We start from the raw sequence: 19,507 nt of genomic DNA, 5'->3' as shown, positions 1-19,507 counted from the left end.
TCGCTTTCAGTGGTCTTGAGGAAGCGCGCGGATTACAAATCCGCGGTCATGCAAAGCTGGAATGATGCTGGATAGCGCCGCGATGGTCTGGTAGCGCAGACTGGCGTCAGTGCCCGGTTGCAATTCGCTGGGGGGGCATCCGTCGTGCAAGAGCACAATTGCGCCCGGCCGGATAGATCCGAGCACTGCATCGACAATGGCGTCCACCCCGGGAAGAGACCAGTCTCGCGGATCTACCGACCAGTGGACGGCGGCCAGTCCAGCGCTCGCCGCCGTAGTGAGCACTTCTTCGGTCCAGATCCCATACGGTGCGCGGATGTGCCGCACTGAGGCCTGCCGTGACGCCATGGTGATGGCTCTGTTCGCCTCGAGTATTTGACGTTGCACTTCGCCGGGTCCGCATGTGGACAAGTCCGGATGTGTCATCGTGTGGTTAGCGACTTCGTGCCCTTCTGCAATCATTCGTTGGATCAGTTTTGGCTGATCTGCCGCGTACTCGCCGATGACGAAGAAAGTCGCCGGTACCCGGTGTTCAGCCAACACATCGAGAACTTCCGGCGTGCAAAATGGATGAGGACCGTCGTCGAACGTCAAATAAACGCTGCGCTGGCCGGTGCCGTCAGCGTACTCGCTGGGCACCTCGCATAAGCAATCGCGGTGTGTCATAGTTCCGGTCCGTTCCGATCGATCATCGTACCGGTGGGCCAATCGGACATCGAACGTCCAACTGGCAGAACGATGACCAGTGGATCCTCGACGCGCGTGGGCGGCAGATCGATACGCGCGTGTGGGAGGGTGGACCGCACGCGGATTTCCGACAAAATCGTCACCATACCGTGACGGCCGAACCTTGCGATATGTTTCCGCAGCTCTGGCCGAACCGTGCCGAAAGCGAATGGAACTTGAAGCTCCTGCAGTGTCGGAAACATGACATGGATCGAATGGGCGATTCCGAGTCCCTCAAGATTCGGACGCACCCCATACAAGCCTAGTTCAGCCACCAGCAGGTCGACTCCGTCAACCTTGATGAAACGGCGCAGCAATCCCATATGAGCCGCCACACCACTTGAGTCATAGGCGATTGCCCGAAGTTCAGGTCTTGCTCCGGCCCAGCTTCGACTACCTTCGAACGGCTTTGCATTAAAGACCCCAGTCGGTCCATAGGTTTTGCGAAAGAACTCGGCGAGTTCGACATGGTCGGCGAGTTCCAACTCGTTTTCCCAGCACAGCCTCCACCGCACCTCAGAGCGCATGCAAAGACCTCCTTTTTCTTGGTGTTGTCTTGAAGCACGCATTGTGCGATCGAAGCAGGCGGTCCGTTCGCTGCGCGTCAGACACTGTCGCCAGGGATCGCGATATCAGCCAATCGGGATGGTAGAACTTTTCGACAGTCCTCGCGCTTGAGATGAAAAACTCTCTCAATACTTCCGACCTTCCTTAGCCGCTCGTAGACTTATGCCGACCTACTTGTCCGGCAATTGCCAAACTTGTCGGGTTATCGACATTTCCCTAATGCATCATCGGGAGATTGGTAAAATTGATTGTTTGGATGGCATGCATCCACGTTATGGATAGATGGAAACATGCGTTTCAAGGACTTTGACCTGAACCTCCTCGTTACGCTCGACGCGCTGATGACCGAGCGTAACCTCATGGCGGCGGGACGCAGCACCAACTTAAGCCAGCCGGCCACCTGTGCGGCCTTCGCCCGGTTACGCGCCTGTTTCCGCGATTGAGCTGTTACGATGAATGGCTAGGAATTTGTCCCAACGCCGCGTGCGCAAGGCTCGCCTCGGCAGCCTGCGACGGCGCGGAGCGTTTGGTCTTGGTTTTCTGATAAAACTTCATCCGGGACCGACGCCGTTCTATTTTTTGACGCTGTCATCTGCTTCCCGTTTCGCCATCGACTGCAGTGGCGCACGAAGGCGCGGCGTTCGCCGCACCATCGCCGCTATCGCCACAGGTCTCTTCTATGCGGCTTAGTAAGCTGAAAACATCGCGTAAAATCTCTTCATCGAAGGTCCGCAACTTCTCGATAGTAGCCAACAGAAGAACCGCTTTGGTTTCAGTTTCGCCCCAAAGGTGGGGTGCTGCCGGCGCGATAATCTCTTCCGGAGTTGCATCCAAAACCTCACAGAGATGAATCAGTCGGCCCACCGTGAGACGGGAGACTTTATTTTCGTAGCGGCCGTAGACCTGCTCGCTGATGCCAAGCAAGGGCGCGAGTTTCGAGCGAGGCAGTTTTCGCTTATCGCGGGCTTCGCGAAGACTGATGCTGATCTGTTTTTCCAGTTCGGCGCTAAGTGCAATCCGCCCGTCAAAAGGTTTTCGATAGACCGGTTTGTCGATGCCCGGATCATCGACTTGTTGCAAACCGAGTTCATTAATCCATTGCTTCAATGATGGTCCTGACATTGCTCCGACTGAGGTTAATGCTCCAGAGCCTCTTTATACGGAAAAGTAATGTGCTTGGAACCATTAATATCGCGATTTCGATCACGTTTGGCGCATTTCAATGTGGCGGAACCTCATTCTCTTGGCGTCGCGCGCATAAATTTATCTTTATTATCAACGATATATATGCCTCTCATACTGGAGTTACTTCGTGTACGGATTACCCAGTTGCGCCAAATTGGCTACCCGTGCATTTGGTGAGCTTGGTGAGAACCGTCGTTGCATTTCCTGGTCTCGCACCGGACGCCCTGTGTAGGCATGGCGGCCTTTTGTCCTGCACCCGCATGGAGCCTTCTCGGCTCTCGGCCATTCACTGACGGCTGCATGCGTCGGCTGTTGGACGGCGATGCCCACATAGGCCTGCTACAGAAAGGCGGCGGCCGGAGTGGCGATTTGTCGATTGACGACAAAGGCGACGGCCATGAAAGGCGGAGTTTCTCTAGCTGCCATGGATCGAATTGTGCAATCCAATTCTCAAACGGTAGCGGCTCTGTTATCTACCATGGATTGTATAGCAACTGAACGATATAGCTTGACGGAAATAATCGCCCGAAACCCTCGACAGAACTTTTGCTACAAAGTTGGCGCAGTCCTGATGCAGCCTCCCTCCTGCTTTCGACACAAAAGTGTCTGATTATTGTGTAATTTCAACGTCAGTTAATGTTCGTTTCGTCAGACATTCGCCAACTCAATCCCTACAAACTTATCAAATTGGCGCATAAGACGTTTGCACAACCGGGTGAAAATCACCATATTGCGGCATGGCGCTGCTATGCAGGGTTGGTCACGCAAGTTGCTGAGCCTCTTTGTCACGCGTTAGAAGGACGAGATCGCTTTAAAGAAATTGAGGGTCAAGGAATGAACAATATTGCATACGTATTGGACTCGGAAACGACACTCTTTCGAGCTGTCGAGCTTCAAATCGGCATCAGCTTTTCGCCAATCTATGATTTGGTCGGCAGTCCACTGATCGAGATGATCCGCTTTGACGATATGCACTCGCTATTCCTAGATGAAGAAGCACTGCGAGATGGGCTCACCGCCTTCACCCGTTTTGATGGCTGCCTCAAACCTCTTGCCGGGAAAATCGTCCTTGTCGGAGGCGACGGAAGGGAGCCTTATCATTCCCCCCTGATATCGATTGCAGACGCGGCGGCGCGTTTCCAGTGTTGCCGACCTGTGCTCGACCCGGTTTTTGTGGAACCTGATGACGTGATGTCGAAGGGCCTCATTTTTCCGGGCGCATTGAAGGGCCTGCAATTCCGCATCGATAGTTGCCCCCCGATGCTTGTGGCATGATGAAAATCGCGGTTCGGGAAAATAATACCATCGCCATTCGCGGGAACTTTCGCAGGTATAGCGCATCACATCGAGGCGGACTCGGTTCCGCTGAATCCATTGATGAAATCGCCATCGGCCTCAATCGACGGCGTAGAGAACCTCACAACAGCCGGGGATCGAGTCTCAAAACTTCACACCGATCCGGAATCCGGGCGACGGTGGCGATCCACATTGGCAAGGCGTCCGGTTATGAACTTCTGCCTTCCCAAGAGAGTGTTAGAAAGGTCGGCGTCCGCTCGGAGCTACCGATGCCGTATCCGTGAGCCAGCTCGGCCTCGATCTCTTCGGTGCGCTGAGGGATTACTGGGAGGTACAGCCGAAGGAATGAATTCAGACCCTTTGAGGCAATCAGAATCTGATCTGTGAGGCCAACCCGACCACGTCAGCGGACTAAATTGGCAAAACACTGCCCAACTCTGCTACGACAAGGGGCATGACCGCTCCTGATGACACTTTTCCGACATTGCGCGACCTGGCCTGCGAGATTGGTCAGGTGCAAATCCAATGGAGTTTCTTGGAAGGTGAGATGCGTCGGCAACTCGCGGCTGCTGATGATCAAAGACGAACGCTTCGAGGGCCGATCATCTCCCATTGGCGTGTCTACGCCCAACGGCTTTCCGAGGATCAACCCGCCATGGCGGAGCATCTCGGTGCGGTAGAACGAGTCGCGCGGACCCGCAACCTGCTAGCGCATGGCATCGAATTGGCGTCCGCCAACCCCAGGAAGAATGCAATCGCGTTCGTTGTGTGTGTCGACACCGACGGGGCGAACCGTACGCTCACTATCGACGAGATTCGGGGACTGTCGGAGGAGATCCACCGCGTCCGGCGTTCAATCCTGTTCGGCCTTCACGCCGGCTAGCTCACGGTCCCGACCAGATGGCGGCCTCCCGCGGTGGGGACCCGTGTCCCCCACTCTCAACCAACAAGTACGACAGGGGAACTTTGCTTTCCCACGCGTCGATGGTCATTGACCTGAACTGCAGGCGTTCGAAGGCCACGAAACCGCCGACCCGGGATCAATGATGCGAAGCAAAATGGATCGCGCAACTGCAATTTGCATAAGCACTATCCATTCAAAATACTCATAAAAATTAGACAGATATGATTCTGTACAGGTCGATCTTGCATCGCGCGGTAGCCCATATTAGCACGCGTCTTGCGCCAAATTGCTTTGTTGAGATATGCTTTCTTGTATTCAACACAACGGTTCCGACGCGTAAGTCGGGCTTGAAACGGAGATGATGAAACGACCAGAAAAAGAAAAACCGCTCCCGAAGAAATCCGGAAGCGGGTCTGTAAGAGAATAATTTAAGCCAAAACCTTTCTCGCAGACCCTTACTTCCTTGTCAACAGAAAACACCATTTCGGTGAACGGCGGAGCTTTACCTGGTCCTCAACGGAGGCGAGGGCATGGAAGATATTATCGCGTATCGGCGGCCAATAGGCCGCAGGATAACGCCACAACGCATCGAATTCCGCCGACGCGCACAATCGGCCGAAATCGGAACGGTGACACGCGCTCAACTGGCAGTGCTTGTTCAAAATCTGACCTGCACAGGCGTGATAAATGGGACAGAAAGCCATCTTTTGCTGGCATTGATCAACACCGCTCCCGCCGAGTCTTTCGATCGAACCGGGCGACCGATTGTGTTCAAATCGAACCGGCAATTGGCTTTTGAGATCGGCCGTTCAGTTGGTCGGGTCAGCCGAATGCTTTCCCGCCTTTTCGATGTGGGTCTGATCACGACGCAGGACAGCGGGAATTACAAACGATATCCGATCCGAAACGCTGATGGCGAGATAACGGATGCGTGCGGAGTCGATCTTCGAATTCTGATCGTGCGTTATGCCGAGCTTCATGAGCTCGTGAAAGAGGTGCGTGCGGAAAAGAAGGCAGCAGAGGCCGCGCTTCGGCGCTATCGAGGAGCGTTGCGCAATACCCGTTATGCCCTCGCTGCTGCTGCTGATCTTGGCGCAGCAGCGCGCCAACGTGTCGCCGGTCGCATCGAGCGCATCAGCAGTTATGTGGAAGTGGCTGCCAAGGCACCAAGCGAGTTGCTGCGCCGCGCTACATTCCTTCTTGAGTGGACCATCGATCGGCTGATGCAGCTAGCTCCCCGATATCGAAGTGAGCCCGCCGCTCGAAAAACGACATGCGTGTATGTCGAAAACGGCATGCACAAACAGATTACACTCTCCTATCAATCTAAACGTAGTAATGATGAGCAATGTCTGGCTCACGCCGAAGAACCTAATTTCTCGAAAGCTGGCGCCAGCAAAGGGGCTTTTGAAAAAAGTCTGGGGAGCCGGCAGAGCTCAGTCAACGAGCAATATGATCAGCGGAAAGCGCTGGTTGCTCTTCAGGAAGTCTTGCGCGCAGCGCCGGCGCTTAGGGAACTCGGGTACAAACCCAACACCTGGGCGGATCTGGTCCGGCTGACACCGATGTTGTGCCGCTATGCCGGGATCTCGGAGGATGCCCGCCGCCGCGCTGTCGAGAAGATGGGTGAGCAGCAAGCCGCCGTGGCAGTGGCGATTACCCTTGAAAAAACAAATCGCCAGGACGTCAGCTCGCCGGGCGGGTATTTGCGGGCAATGACTGAGCGAGCGGCCGCGGGCAAATTATACCTTGCCCGGTCTGTTTTCGGACTCGCTGCCCGCAACTCACTGGAGGCAAAACATCGAGACATCGGGCAAACTTAGCTGCGTTCGCCGCTTCTTCCTCGTGCATGGTCTTGCAACCGGCGATGATTTTCGCAGGCACGTCCAGAGGGATCGACGGAAACCATCAAAATCAAGTCTTTGGGGATCGGCACATGCGGTGATCAGACGGAAATGAAAAAGTGTAAGGCTTGGCGTTGTGGGGTTGCGGGTGTCTATCGCGGCAAACGACGGAAACAAGTCGGCTGCGGCATCGAGCAACGCCTGCTGGACCGGGGCTTCATCGGTACAGATCACGCTCACTTAGCGGTCTCCGTTCCGCCATTGATACCTCTTTCGCTCTCGTTGTCATCGGGGATCATTCGCTGCAAGAGCCGAATGAGATCGCGCGTCGTGTCGCTCGGAAGGCTCCTTAGAATCCGAGCCAGTGTTAGACAATCCTCGGCTTCCTCTGATGTGCGCCCCCAAAGATGGGGCGCAGCTTCAAAGATCATATCCATTGGCATGAAGCCGAGAATCTCACAGAGATGAATCATCCGGGTGACAGTCATTTTGGAAAATGCCCGCTCGTAACGTCCGTATACAGGTATCGACAGACCAAGCATTGGGGCAACGTCGGCGCGAGAGAGGCCTTGAGCTTCGCGCGTTTTCTTCAGAAATGCGCTGATCAATTCCTCCATGTGCCCCAGGGTTGTAATTCTGCCATCGAAACCGGGCTTTCGATAGATTGGCTTGTCAACTTCTGGATCGGCGGTGCTGACGAGGCCTCTTGAACTTCTGTAGCTTGCTAGATCTTCCGTCACCGCCCGTCCCTTTTTTCCAGCCACTCGTTGGTTGGCATGCACCAGCTTGAACCGATTTGAATCACTTTGTCACCGCCACATTTCAGTCGTTTCTTATACCTTTTTGGAGATTTTTTGAGTTATAGCAATTTTTGAGGGCTTAGCCAAATTGCTTCAGTAATCCACGCCCCACGAACACAAATCAGGGGCGCGGAAATCGGTCGCTTGGGCCTGGAAAAAGATCCGCCGGTCTTTGCTCCAACCGCCATCCAATCATCTAGATTACCTTGAATTTGGGTCCAAATTCACGTTTAGCCCTTCGGCCAGCTCAGGGTCGCCTTCAGCCATTATCGTCGATCTCGATATTCATCACCCATGCGAAGGACCGATCCATTTCCGTGTCCATTGATATCCCATTTGGCTAGCTGGGAAAGCCCGGCCATGGCCTGAGCATCACTCGGCCAGTGAGCGTTATCGGCACTCACTCCTGCAATCCCTGTAAGTCAATTTGATTTCTGAAAACTCCGCCTGGTTCAACTAGGGGGCGACCGAAGGAGAGCGCTCTATAGATCCAAGACGCAGCCGAAAGAAAGGTAAAAATTCAGCGTGATCTAAATGAGATTCGTGAAAACTGCGGTATGAGGAAGCAACCTACGCGCTATCACCCCGGCTTTCGCGATGAGAAATCAAAGAACGTAGGATATCGATTTATAATCGCTTTTCACCGGGCATATGGTCGAAGACCTGATTGCCCGCCACATCATCGTCACCGGCCTGTAAGACGATTTTGCCGCCGTGGTGAGGCTTGGCCCACAGGGCGCCACCGACTTCAGCCCTGCCGACGATCTGGCACTCGCCAATTCTGTGCGCTCAAAGCTGTGATCGCCGTCGCCTCGGCTCGCGGCTGCCCATCGGGAGCATGAGGCGCTGAAGCCCAGGCAGGCGGTGGAGCATTGTCTATATCAGCATCGGCTGCATCGCCAACGCAGTCCTTTCTTTCGACGTCCTATACATGACGCTGACGTGCATGCCAGCGTCCATGAAGGCGCGGCTAGCAAGGTCTCGGCGATCTGCTTAACGCATAGATGATGTCGAAAGCTCCGCCGACAGCATATGACGAAAGCGGCATAAGCATCTGTGGATCGTCGTCGAAAGTCCCTATTCAATGGCTACCCGATGCGCTGATCGCCTGGTTTGGCGAGCACGGCGTGGCCATGGAGCAGATCGGTCTTGACGCAGTGGCTCGGCTCCATGCCGGGATGACAAAGGCGGGTCCGGCGGTCGAACTGATCGAGACGCGCCACGTGCGTGCGGCCTTCAAGACGATGCCCGTGGAGACCGACAAGAAGGATGCGCGGGGTATTACGCAGATGATGCGGCTTGGCTGGTTCAGAGCAGTCCACTGCAAATCTCTTCCAGCCCAGGAAGTGCGCGCTGCTGACCGCCCGCAGGTTCATTCAGGGCAAGCTTCACGACATCGAGATGAGCTTGCAGGGCGTTCTGCGGGGCTTCGGCCCCAAGGTGGGCCGGCGACGCGCCGCACCTATGCGGCACCGGATCCGCGAGCTGATTGAAGGTCACCCGACCTTGGAGGCGATTGCCGCGTCGCTGCTTCCTGACACGGATCAAAGATACCGACGGACCGGCATAATGGAGGGCTAAGATCGCAGTGCGGCCCGATGACAAAGCGAACGGAGCGCGTCCGGCTTTATGATGTCGACTGTCCTCACATGTCGCAGGGCGATCACCTTCCGCTCCTTCAACTCGGTCATGGCACGCGATACGGTCTCGATTGTCAGGGCGAGATAGTCCGCAATGTCCTGTCGCGACATCGGCAACCTTAGCTGCCGAACACCACCTAGACGGTCGGAGAGATCCATCAAGAATGCGGCGACGCGTTCAACCGCACATTGCCGCCCGATAACCAAAAGATGTTCCTGAGCACGCTTCATGCCGACCAATGCAAGTGCAAGAAGTTCCGGCGAATGCTCCTGGATAGGGCGCCGCGCAAACACGATTATTCTTGTCTCGGCGATAGCCTCGGCAAAAAAGCGATGCTTTGAGGCCGCTTCAAAGCCGAACGTCTCCCCTGCGAGATGGAAGGAAACAACCTGCCGCCGTCCGTCCGAGATGAGGCCGTATTCACGGACAGCTCCGGCACAAACCTGATAGCATTTGTCCACGCTATCGCCTTCGGCATATATCACTCGGCCGCCCTTATATGTCACAACGAGGTGCGCCCCGGGAAATTGTGCCCGCGCAACGTTCTCCGGCATTACGACACTCTGCGCTGCGGGTTTGAAAGTGGCATACATGTCGTATTCCCCATGGTTTCGGGGAAGATTGCCAGTTCTTGCCACGGCGAAAAATTCGGTTACCTCACTAAGGGAGATTACTTAGACGGGATGCCGTGCGGTTTGGGCCAGCGAGTCCCCATTAAGGGCTTGCGGCACGACGGCGCATTGCGCGAGATCAATACCACGAAACTAAGAAGGCCCTAAACCGGCAGCGAGAGCCATGCGCACGAGATGTGGAAGATTTTTTGCTTTCATTTTTGACATGACGCTGGCGCGATGCACCTCCACCGTGCGGGGACTGATATCGAGATCATGGGCGATCGATTTGTTCGGAAAGCCGGCCACCACGGCAAAGAGCACCTGGCGCTCTCTCTCGCTCAGGGTTTGGAGGCGGGTTTGAATGTCAGTGATCTCGTCGGCGTCGGCCCCTGGAACGATTAAATGTTCTGATGCTCGTTCGATTGCCTCTATGATCGCGGTATCCTCGAAAGGCTTTTCGATGAAGTCGACTGCGCCCGCTTTCATGGCCTCGACTGCTATTGGTACATCACCATGTCCGGTAATCACGATGGAGGGGATGGGGATCTTTTTCATACCGAGTTGCCTGATGAGATCGAGACCCGAGATCTCCGGCATCCTGAGGTCGGTAACAAGAATTCCGTTATGGATGCTCGGGGCGAAGGAAAGAAACGAGGCAGCCGATTGATGCAACTTCACGGCATAGCCGTTCATGGCCAGCATGAAGGCAAACGATTTCCGCACCGGCTCTTCGTCATCGACGATATGAACTGTGTAGTCAGTCATTCCCACCCGTTCGTCCTTCCCCATAGGCGGGGAGCGTGAACCGGAACGTAGCTCCGCCAGCCGCATTTTTCGAGACTGTGATTTCACCGCCGTGGGCTTCGACAATACGTTTCGAGATCGAAAGGCCGATGCCCATTCCACTTGCCTTGGTCGTGACGAACGGCTTGAAGAGCTCCGCGGCAATTTCTTCTGGAATGCCTCCGCCGGTGTCTTCCACAACGACGGCGACTTCGCCCGCATCGGTGGGCATCGTGCGGATCGTGAGCTCCCGATAATCGACATGGCGCATCGCCTCGATGGCGTTTCGCATCAGATTGATGAGGACCTGTTGGACCTGAACACGATCGACCATCACCATCTCAGCACCGGGTAGGTATTCGAACAAAGTCATCACTCCGTTCGCGCGGGAACCGACTAGCGCCAGCGCGCCCGCCTCCTCCACGAGTTTGCGAATGTCTTCGAGTGCCTTTTCCGTTTCGCCTTTCGTGACGAACTCCCTAAGACATTTGATGATCTGTCCCGCCCGCAGGGACTGGCCCGCAATCTCCTCCAAGGCACCTCGCACTTTCGTTGCGAGGGTGTTGTCCATATCGCGCAATAGCCTCGTACACCCCTGAGCGTAATTTGCGATCGCTGATAAGGGCTGGTTCAGCTCGTGCGCAAGCGTCGATGCCATTTCGCCCATTTCGCTCAGGCGGGCCAATCTCGCCAACTCAGACTGAATTTGCTCGAGGCGAGCGGCCGATTCTTCTCGCTCCGTCAGGTCTCTGATGAAGCCTGTGAAAAACCGTTCACCGCTCGATTTCATCTCGCCTACGGTCAGCTTCATGGGAAAGGTCGATCCATCTTTCCTTCGCCCGACGACAACACGATCGATGCCGATGACGCGCTTCTCGCCGGTTCTAAGGTACCGTTGCATATAGCCGTCGTGGTCGCCTCGATAAGGTTCAGGCATCAATACTCGCAGGTTCTTGCCGATGACTTCCTGTTCCGCATACCCGAACTGCCGGACGGCGGCGGCATTGAAGGAAACAATCGTGCCATCGGCCGCAATGACCACCGTCGCGTCGGGCAATGTGTCCAAGATCGATCTCAGATGCGCATCGCGGGCGGCCACGAGAGTTTCCATCTTGACGACGGTGTGTCGCGTCGCCTGCAGCGACTCTCCCAGACAAGCAATCAGAAACACCGACGCGCCAAAGAAGACCAATTCGACGCCAGTCGGATCGACGGCATCATGCAATCGCTGAACAAAGATAGCTGCGGCAAGCGACGCTGCCGCAGTAAGCACGACTGGCTTCAAGCCGCCGACTATTGCGACGATCAGAATAGCAGGGATAAACGAAAACAGAATCAGCCTGTCGCCGACAAGCTCCGTAAATGCCAATCTCAGTGCAAGAATAACCAATGGAGCCGCGGTGACGATAATATAGGTCGCGATCGGCTTGCCTCGCCACCTGACGAACATCCTACCGAACCGCGTCCTCCCACCAACGCTTTGTGAATGCATTCCGTGATCCGCCATAGGATTAGTTGCTGTGGCTACGCCGTCTCTCGACTGGCAGAGCGCAATTGAGCCGAATGCTCTTCATAGACCATGCTGCTGCCATCAGTCATCCCGCCATTTGCCTATGTGTCCGCGCTCGACCGCGGAGCATAAATCGCGAGTAGTCCGAAGCACTCCTTGTTTTCGATCAAAGAGCCATGCGAAGCGCGGGCATAGAATGCGACAACCGCCCTCTGGAGAAGGATTTAGCATGCATTCGGCTCTTGTTGTAAAATATGGCGAGGAGCGCCTGCCTCGCTACACGAGCTACCCGACATCGCCGTGCTTCTCACCCGATGTTGATGCCAGCACCTATAACGACTGGCTTGCCGCCATCCCGCTGGAAAAGCCGGCGTCGCTTTACGTGCACATACCGTTTTGTCAGTCGATGTGCTGGTACTGCGGCTGTCATACGACGATCACGCGCGGCGACCGGCCGATCCTCGACTACCTGCAAATGCTGCGCGAGGAGATATGCCTTGTATCTGCAAGGACGAAAGCGCCGCTCAACATCGACCATCTGCATTTCGGTGGAGGAACGCCGACAATCATGGGGCCGAAAAAAATGCTGGGGCTGATTGGGCTTCTGCGCGAGCATTTCAGTTTCACCAGTTCCACCCAAATCGCGTTGGAAATCGATCCGAGGACGCTAGAGCAGGAGATGGCAGCGGTTCTCGGGGAAGCGGGGGTCCACCGAGCAAGTCTCGGGGTGCAGAGCTTCGATCCGGTGGTGCAGAAGGCGATCAACCGAACTCAAAGCGATGAACAGACGATGCAGGCGGTGTCTCGCCTGCGTCGGGCGGGCGTCGACAGCATCAATTTCGATCTTATCTACGGTCTGCCGCACCAGACGGTCGAATCCTGCATCGAGACGACCAAGGTCGCAATCCAGATGCGCCCTGACCGTTTCGCAGTCTTCGGCTATGCGCACGTACCTTCCTTCAAGAAGCATCAGCGACTGATCGACGAAGGCGCGCTCGCCAACGCGGAAAGCCGTGTTGCCCAGGCGGAGGCGATCGCGGAAAACCTTCTTGCAGCCGGCTATCGCCGCATTGGGCTCGACCATTTCGCTTGGCCGGGAGACAGTCTAGCGGTTGCACAGGCAAACGGCCAACTGCATCGCAACTTCCAGGGCTACACCACCGACGCCTGTGAGACGCTCATCGGTTTCGGTGCATCGGCGATTGGCCGCATGGCAGGCGGCTACGTCCAGAACGAGGCACTCCCCGGTCACTACGCGCAACGGATCGCATCCGGGCGTTTTGCGATAATGAAAGGCTATCGCTTGTCGGCCGAGGATCGGCTGCGAGCAAACGTCATCGAGCGCCTGATGTGCGACTTCCAAGTCGACATCCCGGCCCTCGCGGCCGAACATGGCTTCGATTCTGGCGCACTTGTCGACGATAATGACAGGCTCACCATGCTAGAAAGCGACGGAATTCTTGAAAACGCGGGCGGGGTCATTCGTTTGCGGGAAGAAGGGCGATTTCTGATCCGCGCCGTTGCTGCCGCTTTCGATTCTTATCTGCTGCAATCGGCGCGGAACTACAGCAAGACGGCTTGAGGTTCCTCTCTGCACTGTCGTAACCACGCCGGGCTCTGGTTCGCGACCTGCCCCAACTTGCCAACCGGTTTGATCTGTTGTGCTGGGAACTGTCAAACAATTCACAAGACATCGCGAACTGTTGCTTTATGTAGAAGACCGGAATGGAATGGGACAATAAATCCCTCACCCAGCTCAAGACAGCATAGGAGGGTCATTGGCGTTAGCTGTGCGCCTGCGCACAATCATCTGGAACAGGGTCGACATCCTCTAGTTCGTAGCTTTCAGGAAAAGGTCGAACCAATCGGTACTCGAGCCGCCCAGAATTTCACGTGATTAAAAACGGTAAGTAACGCCGGCGCCGATTAGCCATGGATCGAGCTTGGCCTTGCCGCTGACGCCGGCGCCGCCGACATTGGCATCGAAATCAGGTCTCAGGAAGATTTTCTTCGCGTCAAAGTTCACGCCCCAATGATCGTCGACCATATAGTCGAAACCGGCCTGCAAGGCGACGCCGAAGGTGTTCTTTACATCAAGGCTGCGGGCACTCTTGCCGGATTGGTTGTAGAACACCGTGTAGTTGACGCCCGCGCCGACATAGGGCCGAAAAGCGCCGAAATCGGTGAAATGGTATTGTAGGGTCAGCGTTGGCGGCAGGAGCCATGTCTTGCCGACCTCGTCGAGCGCTGAAATCGAGCCACCGCCATAAACCTTAGCGTAAGTTGTGCCGAGGATGAGTTCCGCAGCGATATTCTCGCTGAAGAAATACGAGATGTCGAATTCCGGTACGATCGTGTTCGAATAGGAAAGGTCCGAACCCGGCAATCCGTCGACGCTGCCGGAATCGTTGGTGATCACGTCGAGCGCCCGCAAGCGTATCTGCCACGGGCTCGGGCCTGCCCCTGCAGCAAATTCAGGCACCGCACTTTGTGCGGTCGTCAGCTCCGCCGCTTCCGCGGTACAGGCGGCAGCCAAAGCTGTGGCGGTCATGATGACGCGGACGATGTTGCCGGATTCCATTTTCCTCTCCTTTGATCCGAATTTCGTAACGGTCGAGAGAAATAGCACCGTTTGGCGCGTGGTGATTTGAGCTGGATCAAATGGAGAAAACTAAACTAATCTTAGCCCTCGCCTCAGATATCTCTCATCCGCTCGCTAATATCGACGATCATTTCCAATATCAGCGTACGCGCATTTTTAACTCCGGCGCACAAATGCTGACCCGACGGCAAATCGCCGCATGTCGACATTCCTCCCCTCCCCACGCCTTTGCGAAATAGCGGCAATTGAAAATTATTGAAAGGCCTTCTGCAAACGCCGTGGGCCTTTGCCGGTTGAACTTCGCACTTTCAACACCGCGGGTTGCAAAACCTGAGCGACATACGCTTCAGATCGGCCAGCAAAAAAAGTGGCTCCAAAGTCGAACAGCACCAGCGGCAGCGATGAACCTCATGCTACCATTAGCAAGGGCAGCGCTTCTGCTTGCGGTTCACGGTGCATCGTCATCATCGGCCAATATACGGCATGAAGCCCCGTCCAAATCATCGTACTGCCTGCTCTTTAGCGACCACAAAAAGGCTTGCAGGCCAAGCGCACCCATGAACAATGCGAGCGGAATGAGATAGATCAGTATGCTCATGGTAGCGAGACCTTCTTCAGCGAGGCAAAATCCTCGACATCAAGTGTTCATTTTCTTGGCCGTTTCCAGCCGTTGAGCCGCAGCGCATTGGTCACGACAATGAGCGAAGACGTTGACATCGCCACAGCAGCGATCAGTGGCGTTGCATAGCCAGCGATCGCGACCGGGACGGCCAATACATTGTAGCCAATGGCAAGCGCGAAGTTTTGGCGGATCAAAGCGGCCGTTCTTCGAGCAACCAGGAGGGCTGCGGGAACAGCGTCGAGGCCTTCGCCCAGGAAGACGATGTCTGCCGCCTGCCGGCCAACGTCGGAGGCGGTCGCGGGAGCCATAGACACATGCGCCGCCGCCAGCGCCGGCGCGTCGTTGATGCCGTCGCCAACCATCATCACCTTGCTGCCCGCCTCGCTTAAACGGCCGCATTCTTCCACTTTCTGTTTCGGATTCAATTCCGCAATCGACCGGTCCACATGCAATGCCCGTGCCGTCGCTTCTACGACGGCTTGCCGGTCGCCCGAAAGGATCATCGTTTGCAATCCCGCACGACCGAGCTCGCGAATGGCGCGAGCCGCTCCCGGTCGAAGCGTGTCTTCAAAGTAGAAGCGGGAAAGTATGATGCCGTTCCTCGACAGCACAACCTCGGAAAGCGAACCACTCGCTTTTTTTTCGCGGGTCGGATTAGAACAAGCAAACTCCATCTTGCCGAGACGATACAGGCCGTCGGCGGTATCGACCCAAAGGCCGGCGCCCGCAAACTCGACAACGCTGTCAAACCGGCGCGCGTTGCTGCCGGCGCTACGCAGCAATGCCTGAGAGAGCGGATGGCGGGAATGCGCCGCAAGACCGGCTGCGATCGCCGTTTCCTCTGGGCCTGCATCCATCACCTCAAGGAGACGTGGCCGGCCAAATGTCAACGTGCCGGTCTTGTCGAACGCGACAGCATCGACTTCCGCGAGCCGTTCTAAAGCGGAACCGTCCTTGATCACGATGCCGCGGCGAAACAGGTTCCCTGCGGCAACGATCTGCACGACCGGCACAGCAAGGCCAAGCGCGCAGGGACAGGTGATGATCAGCACCGCGACCGCGACAAGCATGGCGTGCTTCCAATCGCCGCCAGCAAAACCCCAGGCAAGAAAGGAAACCAGCGCAAGCAAATGAACCGCCGGAGCATAAAGGCCAGCGGCGCGGTCGGCGATCCTGCGATAGCGCGCCCTTCCCCCTTCCGCCGCCTCCATAAGGTTAATGATCTCCGCAAGCAGCGAATTTTCCGCCGTCTTCGTGGCGCGAATGGTCAGCGAAGCCATGAGGTTCATCGCGCCCGATCTCACCTCCGCGCCGGCCGCAACGGCGACCGGCGTGCTTTCTCCGGTGACGATGGAAAGATCCATCTCGCTCGTGCCGACGGTCACGACGCCATCGATCGGGCAGCGTTCGCCCGCAGCGATGAAGATGGTGTCACCAATGCCGATGTCCTTTACGGCAGTGTAGCGCTTGCTGCCATCGGCGGCTATCATCAGGGCGCCGCGCGGCGCAAGTCTCGCCAGGCTATTGATGGCAGCTCGCGCCTTTTCTCGCATGATGTGGTCGAGCGTGCGGCCGATGAGCAGGAAGAACAACAGCGACACGGAGGCGTCAAACCAGGTGTGCTCGCCGTGATGGACAGCCTCCCAAAGCGATACGGCATAGGATAGGATGACCGCGAGCGAGATCGGCACGTCCATGTTGGTGCGCCCGTGCTTCAAGCCATTCCAGGCGGACTGGAAAAAGAAGCGCCCGGCATAGACAAGCGCCGGAGCGGCGATCACCGCCGAGATCCAGTGGAACAGGTCGCGGGTCGCCGCTTCCGCGCCGGACCAGACAGATATGGACAGCAGCATGATGTTTGCGGCCGCAAAGCCCGAGACAGCGACAGCCATCAACAGTTGGTCGCGCTGGGTATCGGTCTGGTCCAATACCGAAGTGGGAGTGAAGACATGTACGCGATGGCCTGCGCCCATAATCGCCGACAGAATACCGGTTGGATCGACGGCGACATCCCCCAGTCGCTCGACATAGGTACAGCTGACCCGCCGGGCCGTCAGGTTGACCCGCGCGCACTTCACGTAGGGAAGCTTGCGCAAAGCCCGCTCGATCGTCGAAATGCAGACTGCGCAGCGCACGTCTGGGACACTGAGGTCCAATTGACGCAATCCGTCCGCAAGCGGGTGGCTGGCCAGCGCGATCTCCTCGGCACTGACCGAATGGTTGCCCAAGGCCATGACGCCTTCCGCATCCATTGTACAGCACGTCATCGCCCGAACTCCGCAATATCGATGCGCACGGCTTCCTGCATCACCGTGACATCCTTCTTCCGTGAGATGATTTCAACGATCCAGTCGCCTGACCGAACGTGATGTTCCACTTCGAAACGGCCTTCGCTTTTCTTCGTGAGGACGAGTTGGAAATCCTCACGGTCGCCGACGGGCCTCCTGAACCTCACCGTCACATCCTGGACCGTTGCCGGCGACCCGTCGCGATTGTGAATATCGTAATGGATGACGTCATGGCTGAGAGAAAGGTTGCCCGAGATGCCGCTCGCAGCCATTGCGCGCATCGCGGCGGCCTTGCTGTTGAATTCCTGACTTGCGACATAGGTGTCTTTAACCACAAGCCCGCTCCAACTCCTTGACGCGAACGTTGCCATCATAACGTTCACTCCAATCACCACGGCGAAGAACGCGGCCATGACGTTGAGCATATGATGGCCGGTGAAAGTGCGATGGACGGCGGCTTTGTCCCTCATTTTGGTGCTCCCGGCGTGTTGAAGGCGGCGTGGTAGGTTGCCTGGTCAGAATGATTTTCGTCCTCTATGACAAACCGGAATTCGCTGACGGCCGCGGCCTTGGCTTGTCGCGTTACGAACACTTTGAACGTGGTGGCCGCATCAGGGTCCGCTTCAATGGTGAAGCGCCGGCCCTCCGCCTTGGAGAATTCTGGGATTTTCATCGTCGCGCCATCTAGACCCTCGAGCCGGATACCGATCCTCCTCGGCATCGGCACCATGTTGAGCACGCGAAGCGTATAGCCGTTACGGATCGAGCCATCCGACTCCAGCACATATTGTGGATTTCGGTCGTGAACCACGTTCAGTGCCAGCCGTTCTCGGAGCGCCAAATGCACGAGCATGGCTATTCCGATCGACGCCCAGATTGCCGCATAAAAAAGGACACGCGGCCTGAAGATCACCCGGCAGTTGAAGCGCCGTATCCCCTCAACAAAGCTTCCGTCAGCGTTTCGGACGAGATTCGGTTGCACGACGTTCTTTCCGCCATCGGTCGCAAGAATGACGTTGCCCGCATACTCACTCAGTGTCGCATAGGAGACCAGAGCACGTGGCTTGGCGAGCTTGTCCATCACGCCATCGCAGGCATCGATGCACAAGGCGCAAGTTATGCACTCCATCTGCTGGCCATTGCGGATGTCGATGCCCATCGGACAGACCGCAACGCAGGCATTGCAGTCCACGCAGTCGCCGACTAGCCGGCCCGATGCCTGGGCCTTCTTGGCATGACGCGAACGAGGCTCTCCGCGCCAGTCGTTATAGGTGACGACAAGGGAGTTTTCGTCGAGCATAGCGCCCTGTATGCGCGGCCAAGGACACATGAAGGTGCAGACCTGTTCCCTCATCAGCCCGCCGAGAATGTAGGTGGCCGAGGTGAGAACGGCGACGGTTGCGTAGGCAACGGCCGGCGCCTCGCCTTTGAACAGGGCGGAAGCCAGGGAGCGCGCGTCCGCGAAATAGAATATCCACGCGCCACCTGTAGCAGCACCTATCAGCAGCCATATGGAATGCTTGGCAACCCGCTTCACAATCTTGTCCAGTGTCCAGGGCGCTGCGTCGAGTTTGATGCGCGCGTTACGATCGCCTTCGATCGCATGCTCCACGGCAAGAATGAGATCGACCCAGACGGTCTGCGGACAGGCGTATCCACACCATGCTCTTCCCACCGCAGAGGTCACCAGAAAGAGGCCGAAGCCGGCCATGAGCAATAGACCAGCGACATAGTAGAATTCCTGTGGCCATATCTCGATGAAAAAGAAGAAGAAGCGGCGGGACGCCAGATCGACGAGGATCGCCTGATCCGGAGCATAGGGCCCGCGGTACCAACGGATCCATGGCGAAACGCAATAGACACCAAGCGTGATCAACATGACGATCCATTTGAACCGTCTGAACCGACCCTCCGCCCGCTTCGGAAACACCTTCTTTCGCGCCGCATAAAGTGGCTGACGCTTGCGCCGGGTGCTGACCTGTTCGACGTCGGACGGTTCGACGCGATCGTCAGGTGGGCCAGGTGCAATGTCGAGGTTCATCGATTACCATCCTATTGATGATCCTCATCTCGCATTCGACGAGCCGAGCGTTCTTGACGTAAATCAAGGAGAGACGAACAAGCC

General features: G+C 56.5%; 17 protein-coding genes and 1 pseudogene. 5 read left to right on the top strand and 13 right to left on the bottom strand.

The window, feature by feature from the left end; all coding sequences use genetic code 11:
* Positions 1 to 6 precede the first annotated feature (6 nt).
* Both nodB and RGR602_RS21920 read right to left on the bottom strand, forming a co-directional pair.
* A complete protein-coding gene (nodB, locus tag RGR602_RS21925) occupies positions 7 to 666 on the bottom strand; it encodes a chitooligosaccharide deacetylase NodB (protein ID WP_040114222.1) in 660 nt (219 codons plus the stop codon).
* Positions 663 to 1,253 (bottom strand): NodA family N-acyltransferase, encoded by a 591-nt coding sequence (locus RGR602_RS21920; RefSeq protein WP_040114221.1) that lies wholly within the window; start codon positions 1,251 to 1,253, stop codon positions 663 to 665. The genes nodB and RGR602_RS21920 overlap by 4 nt, the downstream gene beginning before the upstream one ends.
* A gap of 330 nt (positions 1,254 to 1,583) precedes the next feature.
* Between RGR602_RS21920 and RGR602_RS37470 the strand changes: the two are divergent.
* Positions 1,584 to 1,733 (top strand): annotated as a pseudogene (locus RGR602_RS37470) (LysR family transcriptional regulator); the annotation flags it as partial.
* A 148-nt stretch (positions 1,734 to 1,881) separates the two neighbouring features.
* Here RGR602_RS37470 and RGR602_RS21915 read toward each other — a convergent pair.
* Positions 1,882 to 2,400, bottom strand: coding sequence for a helix-turn-helix domain-containing protein (locus RGR602_RS21915; protein ID WP_040114220.1), 519 nt, complete (start codon positions 2,398 to 2,400; stop codon positions 1,882 to 1,884).
* A gap of 714 nt (positions 2,401 to 3,114) precedes the next feature.
* Between RGR602_RS21915 and RGR602_RS21910 the strand changes: the two genes are divergently transcribed.
* The 3 genes from RGR602_RS21910 (at position 3,115) to repC (ending at position 6,501) form a co-directional block, all read left to right on the top strand.
* Positions 3,115 to 3,753 carry a DUF3846 domain-containing protein gene (locus RGR602_RS21910; RefSeq protein ID WP_223844066.1) on the top strand — a complete coding sequence of 213 codons (639 nt, stop codon included), beginning with the start codon at positions 3,115 to 3,117 and terminating at the stop codon, positions 3,751 to 3,753.
* Between the two features lie 475 nt (positions 3,754 to 4,228).
* Positions 4,229 to 4,657 carry a hypothetical protein gene (locus RGR602_RS21905; protein ID WP_040114218.1) on the top strand — a complete coding sequence of 143 codons (429 nt, stop codon included), beginning with the start codon at positions 4,229 to 4,231 and terminating at the stop codon, positions 4,655 to 4,657.
* A 551-nt stretch (positions 4,658 to 5,208) separates the two neighbouring features.
* On the top strand, positions 5,209 to 6,501 hold the full coding sequence (gene repC / locus RGR602_RS21900; RefSeq protein ID WP_040114217.1) for a plasmid replication protein RepC: 1,293 nt from the start codon (positions 5,209 to 5,211) through the stop codon (positions 6,499 to 6,501).
* 257 nt (positions 6,502 to 6,758) lie between these two features.
* Here the strand turns inward: repC and RGR602_RS21895 are convergent, their stop codons facing one another.
* The 5 genes from RGR602_RS21895 to fixL form a co-directional block, all read right to left on the bottom strand.
* The gene (locus tag RGR602_RS21895) at positions 6,759 to 7,262 is read right to left on the bottom strand and encodes a helix-turn-helix transcriptional regulator (protein WP_040114216.1); all 504 of its coding nucleotides are present in this window, start codon (positions 7,260 to 7,262) and stop codon (positions 6,759 to 6,761) included.
* Between the two features lie 1,148 nt (positions 7,263 to 8,410).
* Complete coding sequence (locus RGR602_RS37465; RefSeq protein ID WP_203226220.1) at positions 8,411 to 8,644, bottom strand: hypothetical protein; 234 nt, start codon at positions 8,642 to 8,644, stop codon at positions 8,411 to 8,413.
* A gap of 255 nt (positions 8,645 to 8,899) precedes the next feature.
* Positions 8,900 to 9,556: a helix-turn-helix domain-containing protein gene (locus RGR602_RS21885; RefSeq protein ID WP_040114215.1), complete on the bottom strand. Its 657-nt coding sequence runs from the start codon at positions 9,554 to 9,556 to the stop codon at positions 8,900 to 8,902.
* A 171-nt stretch (positions 9,557 to 9,727) separates the two neighbouring features.
* Positions 9,728 to 10,342, bottom strand: coding sequence for a response regulator FixJ (fixJ, locus tag RGR602_RS21880; protein WP_040114214.1), 615 nt, complete (start codon positions 10,340 to 10,342; stop codon positions 9,728 to 9,730).
* Entirely contained in the window at positions 10,335 to 11,852 is a 1,518-nt protein-coding gene (fixL, locus tag RGR602_RS21875; RefSeq protein WP_052451692.1) for a PAS domain S-box protein, read from the bottom strand. Before fixL ends, fixJ begins: the two co-directional genes overlap by 8 nt.
* A gap of 247 nt (positions 11,853 to 12,099) precedes the next feature.
* Here fixL and hemN point away from each other — a divergent pair, with 247 nt between their 5' ends.
* Positions 12,100 to 13,452, top strand: a complete 1,353-nt coding sequence (hemN, locus tag RGR602_RS21870) for an oxygen-independent coproporphyrinogen III oxidase (RefSeq protein ID WP_040114212.1) — start codon at positions 12,100 to 12,102, stop codon at positions 13,450 to 13,452.
* Positions 13,453 to 13,767: 315 nt separating this feature from the next.
* On the opposite strand, the gene RGR602_RS21865 is transcribed toward hemN, so the two are convergent.
* The 5 genes from RGR602_RS21865 to ccoG form a co-directional block, all read right to left on the bottom strand.
* The gene (locus tag RGR602_RS21865; RefSeq protein ID WP_040114211.1) at positions 13,768 to 14,451 is read right to left on the bottom strand and encodes an OmpW/AlkL family protein; all 684 of its coding nucleotides are present in this window, start codon (positions 14,449 to 14,451) and stop codon (positions 13,768 to 13,770) included.
* A gap of 469 nt (positions 14,452 to 14,920) precedes the next feature.
* Complete coding sequence (gene ccoS / locus RGR602_RS21860) at positions 14,921 to 15,070, bottom strand: cbb3-type cytochrome oxidase assembly protein CcoS (RefSeq protein WP_040114210.1); 150 nt, start codon at positions 15,068 to 15,070, stop codon at positions 14,921 to 14,923.
* A gap of 47 nt (positions 15,071 to 15,117) precedes the next feature.
* Positions 15,118 to 17,361, bottom strand: a complete 2,244-nt coding sequence (locus RGR602_RS21855) for a cation-translocating P-type ATPase (protein ID WP_052451691.1) — start codon at positions 17,359 to 17,361, stop codon at positions 15,118 to 15,120.
* The gene (locus tag RGR602_RS21850) at positions 17,358 to 17,852 is read right to left on the bottom strand and encodes a FixH family protein (RefSeq protein ID WP_040114209.1); all 495 of its coding nucleotides are present in this window, start codon (positions 17,850 to 17,852) and stop codon (positions 17,358 to 17,360) included. Before RGR602_RS21850 ends, RGR602_RS21855 begins: the two co-directional genes overlap by 4 nt.
* Positions 17,849 to 19,423 carry a cytochrome c oxidase accessory protein CcoG gene (ccoG, locus tag RGR602_RS21845; protein ID WP_040114208.1) on the bottom strand — a complete coding sequence of 525 codons (1,575 nt, stop codon included), beginning with the start codon at positions 19,421 to 19,423 and terminating at the stop codon, positions 17,849 to 17,851. The genes RGR602_RS21850 and ccoG overlap by 4 nt, the downstream gene beginning before the upstream one ends.
* Positions 19,424 to 19,507: the final 84 nt, after the last annotated feature.

The organism is Rhizobium gallicum bv. gallicum R602sp (genome assembly GCF_000816845.1).
GTDB classification, from domain to species: domain Bacteria; phylum Pseudomonadota; class Alphaproteobacteria; order Rhizobiales; family Rhizobiaceae; genus Rhizobium; species Rhizobium gallicum.
Note: the sequence above shows the minus strand (reverse complement) of the source record. Positions and strands in the feature narration are given on the sequence as shown.

Coding starts and splice junctions, on each gene's coding strand:
- nodB (WP_040114222.1), bottom strand. CDS start 666: ATGACACACCGCGATTGCTTATGCGAGGTGCCCAGCGAGTACGCTGAC.
- RGR602_RS21920 (WP_040114221.1), bottom strand. CDS start 1,253: ATGCGCTCTGAGGTGCGGTGGAGGCTGTGCTGGGAAAACGAGTTGGAA.
- RGR602_RS21910 (WP_223844066.1), top strand. CDS start 3,115: ATGTTCGTTTCGTCAGACATTCGCCAACTCAATCCCTACAAACTTATC.
- RGR602_RS21905 (WP_040114218.1), top strand. CDS start 4,229: ATGACCGCTCCTGATGACACTTTTCCGACATTGCGCGACCTGGCCTGC.
- repC (WP_040114217.1), top strand. CDS start 5,209: ATGGAAGATATTATCGCGTATCGGCGGCCAATAGGCCGCAGGATAACG.
- RGR602_RS21885 (WP_040114215.1), bottom strand. CDS start 9,556: ATGTATGCCACTTTCAAACCCGCAGCGCAGAGTGTCGTAATGCCGGAG.
- fixJ (WP_040114214.1), bottom strand. CDS start 10,342: ATGACTGACTACACAGTTCATATCGTCGATGACGAAGAGCCGGTGCGG.
- fixL (WP_052451692.1), bottom strand. CDS start 11,852: ATGCATTCACAAAGCGTTGGTGGGAGGACGCGGTTCGGTAGGATGTTC.
- hemN (WP_040114212.1), top strand. CDS start 12,100: ATGCATTCGGCTCTTGTTGTAAAATATGGCGAGGAGCGCCTGCCTCGC.
- RGR602_RS21865 (WP_040114211.1), bottom strand. CDS start 14,451: ATGGAATCCGGCAACATCGTCCGCGTCATCATGACCGCCACAGCTTTG.
- ccoS (WP_040114210.1), bottom strand. CDS start 15,070: ATGAGCATACTGATCTATCTCATTCCGCTCGCATTGTTCATGGGTGCG.
- RGR602_RS21855 (WP_052451691.1), bottom strand. CDS start 17,361: ATGACGTGCTGTACAATGGATGCGGAAGGCGTCATGGCCTTGGGCAAC.
- RGR602_RS21850 (WP_040114209.1), bottom strand. CDS start 17,852: ATGAGGGACAAAGCCGCCGTCCATCGCACTTTCACCGGCCATCATATG.
- ccoG (WP_040114208.1), bottom strand. CDS start 19,423: ATGAACCTCGACATTGCACCTGGCCCACCTGACGATCGCGTCGAACCG.